Here is a 15,147-nt window from a genome sequence, read left to right as displayed (position 1 = left end):
TCGCAGCAGAAGAAACGGACAGCGTGCGCGGCATCGACGACTTCCTTGGGAGGAAAACAGGTCGCGCAGTTTGCGAGCCGCCTCGCGATCACACTGATAACAATGGTCAAACACCTCCCTCGTCGTGCGAGGAGGTGTCATGCCTATCCCACCAGCGCCGAGCGCACCGCCACCCCGCGCAGCGCCAGTCGCTTCTTCATCGACAGCACCGCCTTGTCCTTGCTGAACAGCTGCGCCCCGTGCGCCACGGACAGGTCGATGAACACCTGGTCGTCCGGGTCGCTGCACACGCAGGGCGCGCGCGCCGGCACCTCGGTCACCAGCTGCACGCGCGCATCGAAATCCGCAAGCACCACGGGAATCGTCAGCTCCCGCTGCGCCATGCGCCGGGCGATCAGCGGGTAGCTCAGCACGCGTTCCAGTTCGCTGCGCATCGCGGGCGTGGCCAGCCAGCGCAGCGCGCCGCGCGCGAGGTCGTCGACCAGCGGCGCCCAGGCCGGGTCTTCGAAGACCAGCAGGTCGAGCGCAATGTTGGTGTCGATGACGACGAGGTCGGAGGCAGGCAAGGTCATGGGTCGCGTGAAATCTGTCTATCGCCGATGTTGCACCATGCGGCGCCCGGGCTTCTAGCGGGCCGCCGGCCGCCCTGAGGGCATCGCCAGCACCTTCGCGTCGGCGACGAGCCGCGTGTAGGCGAAGTCGGTGAAGGCCTTGATCCGCGCGACCTCCTTCAGGTCGGGATGCGTCAGCACCCAGACCTGCGTGTCGAGCGCCTCCCTCGGCGGCTCGACCTGCACCAGCTCTTCCTCGGCATCGGCCAGCATGCACAGGAGCATGCCCAGGCCCAGGCCGCGCTTCACGAGCTGCGTCATGCCGACGAGGCTGTCGACGCGCGCCGCGATCCGCGCCGGCGGCACCTGTTCGCGCAACCACTTGGCCTGCAACAGGTGCGACAGGCCTTCGTCGGGCGCGACCCAGTCGTGCTCCGCCAGCGGGGTCGTCGCCGGGTGCTTCGCGAGGTAGGCCTTCGACGCGTACACCGCCGTCTGCAGGCGCCCGGCCCGGCGCCCGACCAGGTGGTCCGGCGGCGCGTTGGTCGGGCGGATCGCCACGTCGGCCTCGCGCTTGGTGAGGCTCAGGAAGAGGTTGTTCATCACCACCTGCAGCTCGATGCCCGGGTGCAGCGCCCGGAAGTCCGCCAGGATCGGCCCGAGCAGCCCGGCCATGAAGGTGTCGGTGCTGGTGATGCGGATGACGCCGGTCAGCCGCAGGTCGAGCCCCATGAGGTGGCGCTGCGCGGCGTCGATCTGCTCGCCCACGCCCTGCAGGCGCTCGCGCAGCGCCTCGCCGGCCAGCGTCATCGCGTAGCCGGCAGGCAGGCGGTCGAACAGGCGCACCGCCATGCGCGCCTCGAGCGCGCCCAGGCGCCGCAGCACGGTGGAGTGGTTCACGCCCAGCTGGCGCGCGGCACCGGAGAGCGAGCCGGCCTGGCCCACGGCCAGGAACACGCGAAAGTCGTCCCAGTCTGTGTCCTGCATTTATGCATACCCCGGATGCGATTTTTTCGAATGGCTTTGCAAACCTGCCGATCCTACAGTCGTCCGCAAGGGGCCGCGATTCGCCCGCCCCGCATCCACACCACACGGAGGTCGAACCACCATGGACGCGTTTTTCATTCCCGCCTCGCTCGTCGCCGGGGGCCTGCTCGCGGTGCAGGCCGGCGCCAACGCCCAGCTCTCCAAGGCCACGGGCAGCCCGTTCACCGCCACGACCTTGCAGCTGTCGGTCGGCACGCTGGCCCTGCTGGCGGTGGCGCTCGCCACGGGCACGCTGACGGCGCTGGCCGGCCTGCCGGGCGTGCCGTGGTGGCATGTGATCGGTGGCACGGCCAGCGCCTTCTACGTGGTCTCGACCATCCTGCTGTTCCCACGCCTGGGCGCGGTGGTGGCGGTCGGCCTGTTCATCGCGGGGCAGATGCTGGCCTCGTTCGCGCTCGACACCTTCGGCCTGCTCGGCGTGGCACCGAAGACGCTGACGCCGGCCATGGCCGGCGGCACGCTGGCGGTGCTGCTCGGGGCCGGGGCCATCGTCGCCGGGCAGGCCGGCAGCCTGCGCCAGGCGCTGGCGGGCAAGGCCGGCTGGATCGTGCTCGCGCTGCTGGCCGGCGCGGTGCTGCCGGTGCAGGGCGTGGTCAACGGCCTGCTGCGGCAGGACCTGGGCGCGCCCTTCGCGGTGGGCGCGGTGAGCTTCTTCGTGGCGACGCTGGCGATGGCCCTGGCGCTGCTGCTGGTCACGCTGTTCCGGCGTGCGCCCGCGGCCACGGCACCGCAAGGCACCGCGCTGCGCGGCATGCCGTGGTGGGGCTGGCTCGGCGGCTTTGCGGGGGCGGCCTATGTGACGACGGTGTTCACGGCGATCCCGGCCATCGGCGCCGCGGCCGCGGTCGGGCTGACGGTGGCGGGGCAGCAGGTGGCGTCGGTGTTCGTCGACCGCTACGGCTGGTTCCGGCTGCCGCAGCGCCCGGTGTCGGGCCTGCGCATGGCGGGCGTGGCCGTGCTGCTGCTCGGCGTGGCCATCATCAAGCTGCTGTGAAGGGAGCGAACGCCATGGCCTGGTTTCTTCTGCTTGCCGCCGGACTGGTGGAGATCGTGATGGCCCTCGCGCTGAAGGCCGCGGCGGGCTGGGAGCGCCCCGGCGCCGGCGCGCTGGGGCTGGGCGCCGCGCTGGCGAGCATCGTGCTGCTCACCGCCGCGATGAAGACGCTGCCGGTCGGGACGGCCTACGCGATCTGGACCGGCATCGGCGCCATCGGCGTCACGCTGATCGGCATCTTCTTTTTCCAAGAAAGCGCGGCGCCGCTGCGGCTGGTGTGCATCGCGCTGATCTTCCTGGGGATCGCGGGCCTGAAGCTGCAGAGCTGATTCAGGTGGCGGCGTCTGGCGGTGCGGCCCGGTTCGAGCCCCGGACCATGTCGAAGCGGAACAGCCGGCATTCGATGGGGCCGTTCCACATCGGCACGCGGCGCGACTCCTTCAGGCGCATCTGCTTGGGCAGCTTCAGGTCGGGCGTGAGCACCCAGGCGGTCCAGCCCGCGTAGTTTTTCTTCCAGTGGGTGGCGAGCTGCGGAAAGAAGTCGCCGCCGTCGCCGCCTTCGCCGTCACCCGGGGTCTGGGCGGCCTCGCGGGCGCCGAAGCGGGCCACGCCGCCGACCTCGATGCGCTCGCCGTACGGCGGGTTGAGCATGATCACGCCGCCCTCGGCCGGCGGCATGCGCTGCAAGGCGTCGCCGCCGCGGAACTCGATGGCGCCCGCCACGCCCGCGCGTTCGGCGTTGCGCTCGGCAAAGTCGACCATGCGGTGCGACACATCGGAGCCGAAGACGGCGATGGCGCTCGCATGCTGCGCGCTGGCGGCTTCATTCTTGATGGCCGCCCAGACGTGCGCCTGGAACGGCAGCAGCTTCTCGAAGCCGAAGCGCCGCAGCGAGCCCGCCGCGATGCCGCTGGCGATCTGCGCGGCCTCGATGGCGATGGTGCCGCTGCCGCAGCAGGGGTCGTACAGCGGGGCCTTGGCGACCTCGCCGGTCTCGGGGTTCCACCAGCCGCTGGCGGCCAGCATGGCGGCGGCCAGGGTTTCCTTCAGCGGGGCGTCGCCCTTGTCCTGGCGCCAGCCGCGCTTGAACAGCGGCTCGCCCGAGGTGTCGATGTACAGCGTGCAGCTGTCGGTGGTCAGGTGCGCAAAGATGCGGCAGTCGGGCCACTGGGTCTCGATGCTCGGGCGCACGCCGTTCGCCTTGGCGCGGAAGCGGTCGGCCACGGCGTCCTTGATGCGCAGGGTGGCGAAGTTCAGGCTCTGCAGCGGGCTGTGCTGGGCCGTGGTCTCGATCTTGAAGGTCTGCTTGGGCGTGAACCAGATCTCCCAGGCCACGCCGTTGGCGATGGCGTACAGGTCGTTCTCGTTGCGGTAAGGCCCATGGGCCAGTTCGACCAGCACGCGCTGCGCGAGCCGGCTGTGCAGGTTGAGCTTGAGGCCGTCGCGCCAGTCGGCGCGCACGCGCACGCCGCCGCGCAGGGTGAGCAGGTCCTGCCCGGCACGGCCGGTCAGGGCATGCACCTCCTGGGCAAGGAATTCCTCGACGCCGGCGGCGCAAGGCAGGAAAAATGAGAGATCGTTCACGGAAAGTCGGCCATCGGGAAGCCCGCTAAGGGCCCCCATTGTCGCCGGGGCTGGGGCCTTCTCTATATAGTCGATTTGCCCATGACGCCCACCCCCGCCTCCGCGGCCCCCCCGGCAGACGCCCGCGACAGCGACCACCGCTTCGCGATCCAGTGCGAAGTGCTGCGGTTGTCGATCCGCCCGCTCGGGCCGGTGCTGCTGGTGCAGTACCTGCTCAACTGCGGCGTGGCGGCGCTCTTCGCCTGGCAGTTCTCGCCGGTGCGCGCGCTGGTGTGGCTGGCGCTGGTCACCGGCGTCACGGTGATGCGCGGCTTCTTTGCGCAGCGCCTGCCCGAGCCCTTCACGCCCGCCACCCTGCGCGCCGCGCAGCGCCAGCACACGCTGCGCACGGCCATCTGGGAGCTGGCGCACGGCCTGGCGGGCGTGCTGCTGTTCAACCCCGAGCGGCCCGACCTGCAACTGCTGCTGGGCCTCATCCTCATGGGCATGACGCTGTCGTCGGCGTTCTCGGTGTCGTTCTACACGCCGGCCACGCAGCTGGCGATCACGCTGCTGCTGGCGCCTGTGATCGTCACGGGCCTGTGGCTCGGGGCGCCAGTGATGATGGCCGTCGCGGTGATCGGCATCGGCCTGACCGCGATGATGTGGAAGCTGGTGGCCGACCATTCGCGCCAGCTCGAGGAGAACATCGGCCTGCGCCTGAACGAGCGCACGCTGCGCGAGCAGGCGCTGGCCGGCCTGCGCGCCTCCGAGCAGGCCCAGGCCGAGCGGCTGCGTTTCTTCTCGGCGGCCAACCACGACCTGCGCCAGCCGGTGATGGCCATCGGGCTGCAGGCCGAGGTGCTGCGCCAGCAGCTGCAGCACGGCACCGACAGCGCGGCCGTGCAGCACACGGTGGCCTCGCTCTCGCGCGCGCAGCAGGCGCTCGAGGGCCTGACCAACCAGCTGCTCGAGATCGGCCGCATCGAGGCCGCGGTCGATCCGCTGCGCCCGGCGGCGGTGGCGCTGGCGCCGCTGCTGAACGAGCTGGCGCGCCAGGCCGGCGAAGGCCGCGTCGCGGTGCGCTGCCCGGCCGATGCGGTGGCCTGGACCGACGCGGTGGCGCTGCGCCGCGTGCTCTCCAACCTGCTGGACAACGCCCTCAAGTTCACGCCGCGCGGGCGCGTGCTGCTGGCCGTGCGGGCGCGCCGCCGGCCCGGCACCGACACCGGGCGCGCGTGGCGCGTCGAGGTGCGCGACAGCGGCATCGGCATCGCGGCCGAATCGCAGACGCGCGTGTTCGACGACTTCGAGCAGGTCGGCAACGTGGAGCGCAACCTGCAGCACGGCCACGGCCTGGGGCTGGCGATCGTGCGGCGGCTGGCGGGGCAGCTGGGCATCGAGGTCGCGCTGCGTTCGGCGCCGGGCAAGGGCTCGGTCTTCAGCTTCGAGCTGCCGGCGGCCCGCCCCGGCGCGGCGGCCGTGCCTGCGCCCGCGCCCTCCGTGGCGCTGGACGAGCCCGACGCCAACGCCGTGCTGCGCCCCGGCCTCGCCGTGCTGGTGGTCGAAGACAACATCGTGGTGGCCGACAGCCTCTCGGCGCTGCTGCGGCACTGGCACGTGGCGCCGCGCATCTACGCCAGCGCCGCCGAGGCGCTCGCGCTGGCCGACCTGGACGCGCTCGACGCGGCGCTGTGCGACATCCGCCTGCCCGGCGCGTTCAACGGCATCGCGCTGGCCGAGCGGCTGGCGCAGCGCAAGCCCGCGCTGACGATCGCGCTGATCTCGGCCGACATCACCGAGGCCACGCAGCAGCTGGCCGCCGCGCGCGGCTGGCACGCGCTGCGCAAGCCGGTGCAGCCGGACGCGCTGCGGCGCGTGCTGCTGCGGGCGCAGCAGCACGCGCCGCAACCGCCGTCGTCGACGTAGCGCGGCGCGGGCCGGCCCCGCTGCGGTGTCATCGCTTCCGAGCTATGCTCCGCGCACAGGCCGCCGCCGCCCCTGCCCCGATGCCCGTCGAACCCCTTCCCGCTCCTGCCGTTGGCGCCGCCGCCCTGCGCGAGCCCCGCTACGGGCGGGTCGCGATGGCCCTGCACTGGCTGCTCGCGGCGATGATCGTCGGCTCGCTCGGCGTCGGGCTCTACATGACGGGCCTGCCCTTCTCGCCCCAGCGCCTGAAGCTCTACAGCTGGCACAAGTGGGCCGGCATCACCATCCTCCTGCTGTCGGCGCTGCGGCTGCTGTGGCGCCTCACGCACCGCCCGCCGCCGCTGTCGGCGCGGGTGCTGGCGGCCATGCCGGCCTGGCAGCGGGCCGCGCACCGCATCAGCCATGCGTTGATGTACCTGCTGTTCTTCGCAGTCCCGCTGTTCGGCTGGGCCTACAGCTCGGGCATGGGCGTGCCGGTCGTGTGGTTCGGCCTGCTGCCGCTGCCCGACCTGGTGACGGTCGACAAGGACTTCGCCGAGGCCGTGCTCAAGCCGCTGCACCAACGCAGCGCCTTCCTGCTGGCCGGCGTCACGCTGCTGCACGTGGCGGCGGCGCTCAAGCACCACTGGATCGACCACGACGGTCTGTTGCAACGCATGTGGCCCGCGCCACGCAAGGAATCCGCCGGATGACGACCCGTCTTTTATGGGGCGCCGCCGCCCTCTTCGGCCTCGCGCTGCACGCCGCGGCCGAGCCCCTGCCGGCCACCACCGCCAAACTGGTTCCCGAGAAGAGCCAGATCGCCTTCGTCAGCAAGCAGATGGGCGTGCCGGTGGAAGGCAGCTTCAAGCGCTTCGACGCGCAGGTCGCCTTCGACCCGAAGAAGCCCGAGGGCGGCTCGGTCGTGCTGCAGATCGACACCGCCAGCGCCGGCTTCGGCGTGCCCATGAGCGATGCCGAGCTGCCCAAGCCGACCTGGTTCGACACCGCGCATTTCCCGCAGGCCAGCTTCCGTTCGAGCGCCATCAAGGCGCTGGGCGAGGGCCGCTTCGAGATGGCCGGCAAGCTCACCATCAAGGGCGTCAGCAAGGTCGTGACGGTGCCCGTGAGCATCGTGTCGTCGGGCGGCGCGTATTCGGTCGCCACGGGCACGCTCACGATCCAGCGGCTCGACTACAAGGTGGGCGACGGCGAATGGACCGACACCTCGGTGGTCGGCAACGAGGTGCAGGTGCGCTTCAAGCTGACGCTCGCGGGCCTCGGGCCGCTGTGACGACGATTTCATTTCCCATGCATCCTTCTTCCTTTGCCATGAACAAGCTCTTCTTCGCCGCGGCCCTTTGCGCGGGCGCGGCCCTGCCCCTGGCCGCCACGGCCCAGGAATACACCGCGCCGCCGCTGGCCGCCAAGCCCGCGGGCGGGCCGGCCAAAAATGCGAGCTACGTGATCGACCCGACCCACACCTTCGTGATGTACGAGATGGGCCACTACGGCACCACCACCAACCGCGGCCGCTTCAGCACCAAGGACGGCTCGGTGCAGATCGACGGCACCGGCGCCAGCGGCAAGGTCGACATCACGATGGACATCAGCTCCATCAACACCGGCGTCGACCTGCTCAACCGCCACGTGCAGAGCAAGGACTTCTTCAACGTGGCCGAATTCCCCACCGGCCGCTTCGTGGCCGAGCGCATCGACTTCAGCGGCGACAAGGTGACCGACGTGCCCGGCACGCTCACGCTCATGGGCCAGACCAAGCCGGTGACGCTGAAGGCCGTGCGCTTCAACTGCTACCTGAACCCGCTCATCAACCGCCAGGTCTGCGGCGGCGACTTCGAGGCCACCGTGCAGCGCAGCGACTGGGGCATCACCTGGGGCCTGAACTTCGGCTTCGAGAACAAGGTGAAGCTGCTGGTGCAGGTCGAAGCCGTGAACGTGCAGCAATGACGACGACGCAAGGAACCACGCGATGATGGACACCACCCTTTCCCTGCTCGGCATCGCCGGCGCCATGGCCGTCGGCGCGATGAGCCCGGGCCCGAGCTTCGTGATGGTGGCGCGCACCGCCGTGGCCTCGCGCAGCGACGGGCTGGCTGCCGCCCTGGGCATGGGCGCCGGCGGGCTGGCGTTCTCCATCGCGGCGCTGGCCGGGCTGCAGGCGGCGTTCCTCGCGGTGCCGGGGCTGTACCTCGCGATCAAGGCCTTCGGCGGCGCCTACCTGATCTACCTGGGCTTTCGCATCTGGCGCGGCGCGCGTCAGCCGCTCGCGATCACACCCGACACGGACGCCTCGCCGCGCCAGCAAGGCCGCAGCGGACGCACCTTCCTGCTCGGCCTGGCCACGCAGATCAGCAACCCGAAGACGGCGGTGGTGTACGCGAGCATCTTCGCGGCCTTCCTGCCGCGCGAGGTGCCGCTGGTGCTGGCGCTCGCCGTGCCGGCCGTGATCTTCTGCATCGAGACGGGCTGGTACGCGATCGTCGCGCTGGCACTGTCCTCGGCCGCGCCGCGCGCGGCCTACCTGCGCTACAAGACCTGGATCGACCGCGCGGCCGGCGGCGTGATGGGACTGCTGGGCCTGCGGCTCGTGTGGTCGGCCGTGCGCGGCACCTGAGGCCCTAGAGCAGGCTCTCGGGCGTGAGCGGCGACAGCAACTCGAGCATGGTGCGGTCCCAGAAGCCCGAGTCGGGCTCTTCGTGCAGCACGGTGGTCTTGCCGCCTTCCTCGCTGACCCACTCGATGCGCCGCGAGCCGGTGGCGCCCGCATCGGCGCCTTCGGCAAAGCGCAGCCGGTAGGCGCCCTGCTGCTTGAGCACATCGAGCAGCTTCAGGGTCTGCTGCGCCATCTCGGGGCTGCGGATGAACAGGCCGATCTCGGTGTTGTGAATCTCGGAGCGCGGATCGAAATTCATCGAGCCGACGAACAGGATGCGCTGGTCGATCACCGCCGACTTGGCGTGCAGCCGGCCCACCGACGTGCCGAACAGGCCGAGGCGCACGCTGCGCCGCGTGCGCGCGGAACTCAGCTCGTGCAGCTCGGCGCCCAACGCGAGCATGTCGGCGCGGTAGCGGCGGTAGGCGGTGTGGACCAGCGGTTCGTCGGTGGCGGCGAGCGAGTTGGTGACCACGCTGATCTTCACGTTGCGCCCGCGGATCTCGCGCATCACCTCCAGCCCCGACGCGCCCGGGATCAGGTAGGGCGAGACCAGCGTCACCTCGCTGCGCGCGCGGCGCATCTGCTCGACCACGTTGTAGCGCACGCTGTCCACGTCGAGCAGCGGCACGCCGCCATACGACGCGGTCTTGCCGATCACGCGGTCGGGCGAATCGGCATAGGCCTCGGCTGTGGTCCAGATCAGGCCCAGCTTGCCGGCGTCGAGGTCGTCGGCCACCGGGCTGTAGCCCAGCAGGTCGTTGGGCGCGGGCCTGGGCGGCGGCGGCGTGGTGTCGGGGCCGGTGGCGGCGTCGAAGCGGCGCTGCAGTTCTTCGCGCGGCAGGTCGGTGTGCACGACCGCGCCGATCGGGCGCACGTGCGGGCTGTTCCAGTACTGGTCGAACAGCACGCCCAGGCGCGGGATCAGCGCACCCGTGACGAAGGTGTCGAGGTCGATGAAGTTCGGGCCGGTGGTGCGGCGGAAGTACTGGTTGCCGATGTTGCGCCCGCCCGCCACCGCCATCGCGCCGTCGGCGATGAAGAGCTTGTTGTGCATGCGGCGGTTGACGCGGCTGAAGTCGAACAGCGACGCGGTGAAGCGCTTGAGCAGGCTGCCGCGCCCGGCCGGGAACGGGTTGAACAGACGCAGCTCGACGTTCGGCGTGGCGGCCAGCCCGAGCAGCAGCTCGTCTTCGCCCGAGGTGTACAGGTCGTCCATCAACAGACGCACGCGCACGCCGCGCTGGGCCGCATCGCGCAGGGTGCGCAGCAGGTAGCGGCCGGTCTCGTCGTTCTCGATCTGGTAGTACTGCACGTCGAGCGTGCGCTGCGCGCGGCGCGCCAGCTGCAGCCGCGTGTCGAAGGCGAAGTCGCCGCCGGGCATCAGGCGAAAGCCGCTGAGGTCGGGGTCGGGCTGCGAGGCCAGCGCGATCTTGCCGAGCGCGGTGTCGGCCGAGACGGCGATGGTCTTGGTGGGCGGGCGCGGTGCCTCGTCGGGCAGCGTGGCGCAGCCGGCGAACAGCAGCGCCGCCGCAATGACGACCACCCAATGCCCACAGCGCGACAGCAGGCGGCTCGTCATCGTCGGTTTTCTAGAGTGCCTTGCGCAGGTTGGCGGGCGCGATGCGCAGGGCCTCGCGGTACTTGGCGACGGTGCGGCGCGCGCACTCGATGCCCTGCTCTTTCAGCATCTCGGAGATCTGGCTGTCGGACAGCGGCTTCTTGATGCTCTCGGAACTCACGAACTGCTTGATCAGCGCGCGCACCGCCGTGCTCGACGCGTTGCCGCCGGTCTCGGTGCCCAGCGCCGAGCCGAAGAAGTACTTGAGCTCGACCGTGCCGAAGGGCGTCGACATGTACTTGGCGGTGGTCACGCGCGAGATGGTCGATTCGTGCAGGCCCAGCTCGTCGGCGATCTCGCGCAGCACCAGCGGGCGCATCGCGAGTTCGCCGTGCACGAAATAGCTCTTCTGCCGCTCGACGATGGCGTTGCTCACGCGCAGGATGGTGTCGAAGCGCTGCTGGATGTTCTTGATGAACCAGCGCGCCTCCTGCAGCCGCTGCGACAGAGCCTGGCTGCCCTCGCCCTTGTGCGACTTGAGCGCACCGGCGTAGATGTCGTGCACGCGCAGGCGCGGCATGACCTCGGGGTTCAGCATGACGCGGAACTTGATGTTGGTGCCGCGGCCCGTCTTGGTGACGATCACGTCGGGAATGATGATGTTGCGTTCGACGTCGACAAAACGGCGGCCCGGCTTGGGCTCCAGGCGCGCAATGATCTGCAGCGCCGAGCGCACCAGCTCTTCGTTGGTGCGCGTGAGCGTGGCCAGGCGCTTGAAGTCGCGCCGCGCGAGCAGCTCCATCGGCTGCTTGCAGATCGCGATGGCGGTCTTGCGGATGAGCGCTTCGGCCTCGGTCTCGTCTTCGCTGGCGAGCGCCTTCAGCTGGATGCTCAGGCATTCGCCGAGGTCGCGCGCACCGACGCCGACCGGCTCCAGGCTCTGCAGCAGGCCCAGCGCCACCTGGAAGTGGTGCACGAGGTCGTCGAACTGGTCGTTGTCGTCGCCCGCCAGGCCCGAGGCCAGCGCGGGCAGCGAGTCTTCGAGGTAGCCGTCGTCGTTGAGCGATTCGATCAGGAAGCGCAGCGCGGCGCAGTCGTTTTCATTGAGCCGCAGGCTCAGCGCCTGGCGGTGCAGGAAGGACTGCAGCGACTCCTGGCTGCGCGCGAGTTCGGTGGCGTCGGCACGCTCGTCGTCGCCCAGGTTGTTCTGGCGCGCAGGCGCATCGCTGCCCCACTCGCTGTCGTCGGGCGCCATCTCGACGGTGCCGTCGCCTTCCCAGTCGGGCTCGCGCTCGGTGATCTCGGCGGCGGGGCCGTCGGAGTCGGGCGTGGACGTGGCTTCGCTGGTGGTGGTCGTCGCGCTGCTGGTCGGCGCCGGGGCGAAGTCGCCCTCGCCGGTTTCACCCCCATCGTCGCGCGGCACGGGCGTGTCGACAGCATCGAGCCCGAACTCCTCGCGCGCCGCTTCTTCCGCGGTGCGTTCGAGGAACGGGTTCTCGTCCAGCATCTGCTCCACCTCCTGGCTCAGTTCGAGCGTGGAGAGTTGGAGCAGGCGAATGGACTGCTGCAGCTGCGGCGTCAAGGCCAGATGCTGCGAGACGCGAAGGGACAGCCCTTGCTTCATGGAGACCCGACCCTCCCTTACATGCGGAAGTGCTCGCCCAGGTACACCCTGCGTACCTCGGCGTTGTCGACGATCTCCGAGGGTGTGCCTTGTGCCAGCACGTGCCCGTCGCTGATGATGAACGCGTGATCGCAGATGCCCAGCGTTTCACGCACGTTGTGGTCGGTGATGAGCACGCCGATGCCACGTTCCTTCAGGAAACTGATGATCCGCTGAATCTCGATCACCGCGATCGGGTCGATGCCGGCGAAGGGCTCGTCCAGCAGGATGAAGCGCGGCTGGGTGGCCAGCGCGCGCGCGATTTCAACGCGGCGGCGCTCGCCGCCCGACAGGGCGAGCGCAGGCGAATCGCGCAGGTGGTCGACGCGCAGGTCGGCCAGCAGGTCGGTCAGGCGCTCGTCGATGTGCTGCTTGGACAGCGCCACCAGGCGGCCGTTGGCGTCGGGCTCGCGTTGCAGCTCGAGCACGGCACGCACGTTTTCCTCGACCGTGAGCTTGCGGAAGATCGAGGCTTCCTGCGGCAGGTAGCTCAGGCCCATGCGCGCGCGGCGGTGGATCGGCATGTGGGCGATGGGCTCGCCGTCGATGGTGATCTCGCCAGCGTCGGCGCGCACCAGCCCGACGATCATGTAGAACGAGGTGGTCTTGCCCGCGCCGTTGGGGCCGAGCAGTCCGACGACTTCGCCCTTCTGCACATCAAGCGACACGTCTTTGACGACCGTGCGGCTGCCGTAGCTCTTCTTGAGGCCGCGCGCCACGAGGCGGCTGCCCGGGACGCCGTCGGCGGGCGGGATTCCTGCGGTTTCGATCACTTGCGCCCTTCCCCTTCGGTGCCGCCCAGTGTGGTGCTCGAGCGCAGCCCGGCGCCGGGCGCGGGGGTGGGCGCCGGGGCCGCGGGCTTCTTGCCGCCGGCTGCCGGCGCGGAGCCGGGCGCCGCCGGGGCCGGCGTGGCCTTCGGCGTGAGGATGGCCTTCACGCGGCCGCCGCCACCCGCCGAGACGCCGGCGTTCGGCGGCACGAGGGAACCGTTGACGGTGTAGGTGTCGTTGCTCTGGTCGTAGACGATCAGCGCGCCGCTGCTCTCGTCGTTGGCCGTGGCGCCGATCAGGCGGCGCATGACGGCGCGGCGGATGAACTTGACGTTGTCGGCGCGGCTGTCGTACTCGATGACTTCCGACTCGCCCTCGATCCACTCGTCGCCGGCGTTGCGCTTCTGCTTGTAATAGGCCAGCTTGCCGGGCGCCGCCGTGACCACGCCGTACTGGTAGCCCTCGGCGTCCTGGCGCACGTCCAGCCGCGCACCGCGGATGATGATCGTGCCCTTCGTGACCAGCACGTTGCCGGTGAACACGCTGGTCTGTTTCAGGTCGTCGTAGCGCATCGAGTCGGACTCGATGTTCATCGGCTTGGTGCGGTCGGCGGTTTCAGCCAGGGCGCCGGAGGCGGCTCCGGCCAGCAACAGCGCGCCGAAGGCCAGGCGGCCGAGGCGACGAAGGGTGGGGAATGTGGGGATGGAGGGCAATGTCATAAAGGCACGAAACTTGCTCTGAAACATTGTATGCGTGGGATGGCAATTGCCCACCGCCACCAATGAAAAAGCCCGCCGAAGCGGGCCTTGCATTCGACCCAAAAACCAGGTCGACAGGTCGTCGGGGCGGTCAGCCCTTCTTGGCTTCGCCGATGAGGAAGGTCGCGACCTGCAGCACCTTGGCCATGCTGCCGGCGGTTTCGCCGTCGACATACCAGCGGCCTGCCACGGCCAGGGCCGGCACGCCGGCGACCTTGTAGGCCTCGGTCTGCTGCGACGCGCGACGGGCCTTGCTGGCCACGCCGAAGGACGCAAATGTTTCCTTGAACTTGGCGCCGTCGAGGCCGGCACGCTCGGCCCAGGCCTGGATGTTGGCTTCGCCGTTCAGGTTCTGACGCTGCGCGTGGATCGCGGCGAACACCTTCGGGTGGTATTCCTCCAGCTTGCCCATGGCTTCGAGCGTGAAGTACAGGCGCTGCTTGGCTTCGACGTCGTTGCCCACGAAAGGCACCGGGATGCGGCGGAACGCCACTTCCTTCGGGGCTGCCTTGACCCAGGCTTCGAGCGAGGGCTCGAAGTCGTTGCAATGCGGGCAGTTGTACGAGAAGAACTCGACCACCTCGACCTTGCCGGCGGATGCATCGACGGGCACGCGCTTGTCGAGCACGAGGAAATCGGAGCCGGCCTTGGGGGCGCGCTGGGCGTGTGCCGGAACGGCAGCCAGCGAAAGCAGCCCGATCGAAGTGGCGGCCAGCGAAAAGTCACGACGTTTCATGGAAAAGGTTCTCCTGTGGGTACCGCAGTACAGAGCCGGCGCGCCGCCGGGAGTTCCCCGTGGGCGGCGCGACCGAGGCGCTGGAATTGACAAACGAGTGCGGCAGATGCCGCGCGGGCGAGAGCTTAAAGGCTGTTCAAGAAAGGCGTCGGTCAGCGCTGCACGCGCACCAACGCCGATTCGAGACCGCCGCCGTCGAGCCGTTCCTTGAGCCGATCGGCGTCGTCCTTCTTGTTGAACGGGCCCGCGCGCACGCGGTAGACCGTGCGACCGGCCTGCTCGCGTTCGGTGACCTTGGCCTCGACGCCCATCAGCGACAGCTTGGCGCGTTGCGCCTCGGCGTCGTCGGTGGTGCGGAAGGCGCCGGCCTGCACGAAGTACATGAAGGGGTCGGCACCCGACGGCGACGGTGCGGCGGCCGTGTGGCTCGGCGCAGCGGACGCGGTGGTCGTGCTGCTGCCGCCTGCGCGGGCCCGGGCGAGGTCGCCCAGCGGATCGTTCGACGGCGGCAGGGCGTTGGCTTCGGCCGGCACCGGCGCGGGGCGCGCCGGCTTGGGCGCCACCACCACGGGGGCCGGGGCGGTGACCGGCGCGGTGGCGACGGGCGGCGTGCCGGGGGCCGCGGTGACGGGGGCGCCGGTGATCGGGTTCACCGGACCGGTGGCCGTGGCGGCCGGTGGCGTGGCCGCCGGCTTGGGCGCGCCGGCCTTGCCGGCCAACGGTGCGTTCGGGTCCCAGTCGCGGTTCTTGCGGGCTTCGGCTTCGTCCTGCTCGGCACCGCCGCGTTGCGTCTTGTTGACGAACGGGATCGGCACCTTGGTGACGTAGACCGCGATGCCCAGGGCGACGCCCAGACCGAGCACCAGGCCGATGATCAGCCCGATGACGATGTTGCCGCGTTGTCTGCTTGTCTTCTTCATGT

The 15,147-nt window shown here is 70.2% G+C and carries 16 protein-coding genes; 7 read left to right on the top strand and 9 right to left on the bottom strand.

Translation table 11 applies throughout. The features are described from left to right. Positions 1–143: 143 nt before the first annotated feature. Positions 144–572: a PIN domain-containing protein gene (locus AC07OH_RS23045; protein ID WP_495302249.1), complete on the bottom strand. Its 429-nt coding sequence runs from the start codon at positions 570–572 to the stop codon at positions 144–146. Between the two features lie 54 nt (positions 573–626). After that, the gene (locus tag AC07OH_RS23040) at positions 627–1,538 is read right to left on the bottom strand and encodes a LysR family transcriptional regulator (RefSeq protein WP_495302248.1); all 912 of its coding nucleotides are present in this window, start codon (positions 1,536–1,538) and stop codon (positions 627–629) included. A 121-nt stretch (positions 1,539–1,659) separates the two neighbouring features. Here AC07OH_RS23040 and AC07OH_RS23035 point away from each other — a divergent pair, with 121 nt between their 5' ends. Then, entirely contained in the window at positions 1,660–2,592 is a 933-nt protein-coding gene (locus AC07OH_RS23035) for a DMT family transporter (protein WP_495302247.1), read from the top strand. A gap of 14 nt (positions 2,593–2,606) precedes the next feature. Next, positions 2,607–2,921, top strand: coding sequence for a DMT family transporter (locus AC07OH_RS23030; RefSeq protein WP_062480310.1), 315 nt, complete (start codon positions 2,607–2,609; stop codon positions 2,919–2,921). Position 2,922: 1 nt separating this feature from the next. Here AC07OH_RS23030 and AC07OH_RS23025 read toward each other — a convergent pair whose 3' ends face one another. After that, positions 2,923–4,176 (bottom strand): THUMP domain-containing class I SAM-dependent RNA methyltransferase, encoded by a 1,254-nt coding sequence (locus tag AC07OH_RS23025; protein ID WP_495302246.1) that lies wholly within the window; start codon positions 4,174–4,176, stop codon positions 2,923–2,925. An 81-nt stretch (positions 4,177–4,257) separates the two neighbouring features. On the opposite strand from AC07OH_RS23025, the gene AC07OH_RS23020 reads away from it, so the two are divergent. From AC07OH_RS23020 to AC07OH_RS23000, 5 genes are all read left to right on the top strand, one after another. Continuing rightward, a complete protein-coding gene (locus AC07OH_RS23020; RefSeq protein ID WP_495302245.1) occupies positions 4,258–6,084 on the top strand; it encodes a sensor histidine kinase in 1,827 nt (608 codons plus the stop codon). A gap of 80 nt (positions 6,085–6,164) precedes the next feature. Next, the gene (locus tag AC07OH_RS23015) at positions 6,165–6,776 is read left to right on the top strand and encodes a cytochrome b (RefSeq protein WP_495302244.1); all 612 of its coding nucleotides are present in this window, start codon (positions 6,165–6,167) and stop codon (positions 6,774–6,776) included. Beyond that, positions 6,773–7,357, top strand: a complete 585-nt coding sequence (locus AC07OH_RS23010) for a YceI family protein (RefSeq protein ID WP_495302243.1) — start codon at positions 6,773–6,775, stop codon at positions 7,355–7,357. Before AC07OH_RS23015 ends, AC07OH_RS23010 begins: the two co-directional genes overlap by 4 nt. 38 nt (positions 7,358–7,395) lie before the next feature. After that, entirely contained in the window at positions 7,396–8,031 is a 636-nt protein-coding gene (locus tag AC07OH_RS23005) for a YceI family protein (RefSeq protein ID WP_489060380.1), read from the top strand. A 22-nt stretch (positions 8,032–8,053) separates the two neighbouring features. Then, complete coding sequence (locus tag AC07OH_RS23000; RefSeq protein WP_495302242.1) at positions 8,054–8,698, top strand: LysE family translocator; 645 nt, start codon at positions 8,054–8,056, stop codon at positions 8,696–8,698. Between the two features lie 4 nt (positions 8,699–8,702). Here the strand turns inward: AC07OH_RS23000 and AC07OH_RS22995 are convergent, their stop codons facing one another. The 6 genes from AC07OH_RS22995 to AC07OH_RS22970 all read right to left on the bottom strand — a co-directional run bounded on the left by AC07OH_RS22995 (position 8,703) and on the right by AC07OH_RS22970 (position 15,145). Continuing rightward, positions 8,703–10,319, bottom strand: coding sequence for a phospholipase D family protein (locus AC07OH_RS22995; protein WP_495302241.1), 1,617 nt, complete (start codon positions 10,317–10,319; stop codon positions 8,703–8,705). Positions 10,320–10,329: 10 nt separating this feature from the next. Continuing rightward, a complete protein-coding gene (rpoN, locus tag AC07OH_RS22990; RefSeq protein ID WP_495302240.1) occupies positions 10,330–11,922 on the bottom strand; it encodes an RNA polymerase factor sigma-54 in 1,593 nt (530 codons plus the stop codon). A 17-nt stretch (positions 11,923–11,939) separates the two neighbouring features. Next, positions 11,940–12,734: an LPS export ABC transporter ATP-binding protein gene (gene lptB, locus AC07OH_RS22985; RefSeq protein ID WP_495302239.1), complete on the bottom strand. Its 795-nt coding sequence runs from the start codon at positions 12,732–12,734 to the stop codon at positions 11,940–11,942. Further along, positions 12,731–13,450: a lipopolysaccharide transport periplasmic protein LptA gene (gene lptA, locus AC07OH_RS22980; RefSeq protein ID WP_495302238.1), complete on the bottom strand. Its 720-nt coding sequence runs from the start codon at positions 13,448–13,450 to the stop codon at positions 12,731–12,733. The genes lptB and lptA overlap by 4 nt, the downstream gene beginning before the upstream one ends. Before the next feature lie 130 nt (positions 13,451–13,580). Beyond that, on the bottom strand, positions 13,581–14,225 hold the full coding sequence (locus tag AC07OH_RS22975) for a thiol:disulfide interchange protein DsbA/DsbL (RefSeq protein ID WP_492683450.1): 645 nt from the start codon (positions 14,223–14,225) through the stop codon (positions 13,581–13,583). Positions 14,226–14,377: 152 nt separating this feature from the next. Further along, a complete protein-coding gene (locus AC07OH_RS22970; RefSeq protein WP_495302237.1) occupies positions 14,378–15,145 on the bottom strand; it encodes an SPOR domain-containing protein in 768 nt (255 codons plus the stop codon). Positions 15,146–15,147 lie beyond the last annotated feature (2 nt).

The organism is Variovorax sp. GW821-FHT10C12 (genome assembly GCF_059415405.1).
This window is presented reverse-complemented; position numbering and strand designations above follow the sequence as displayed.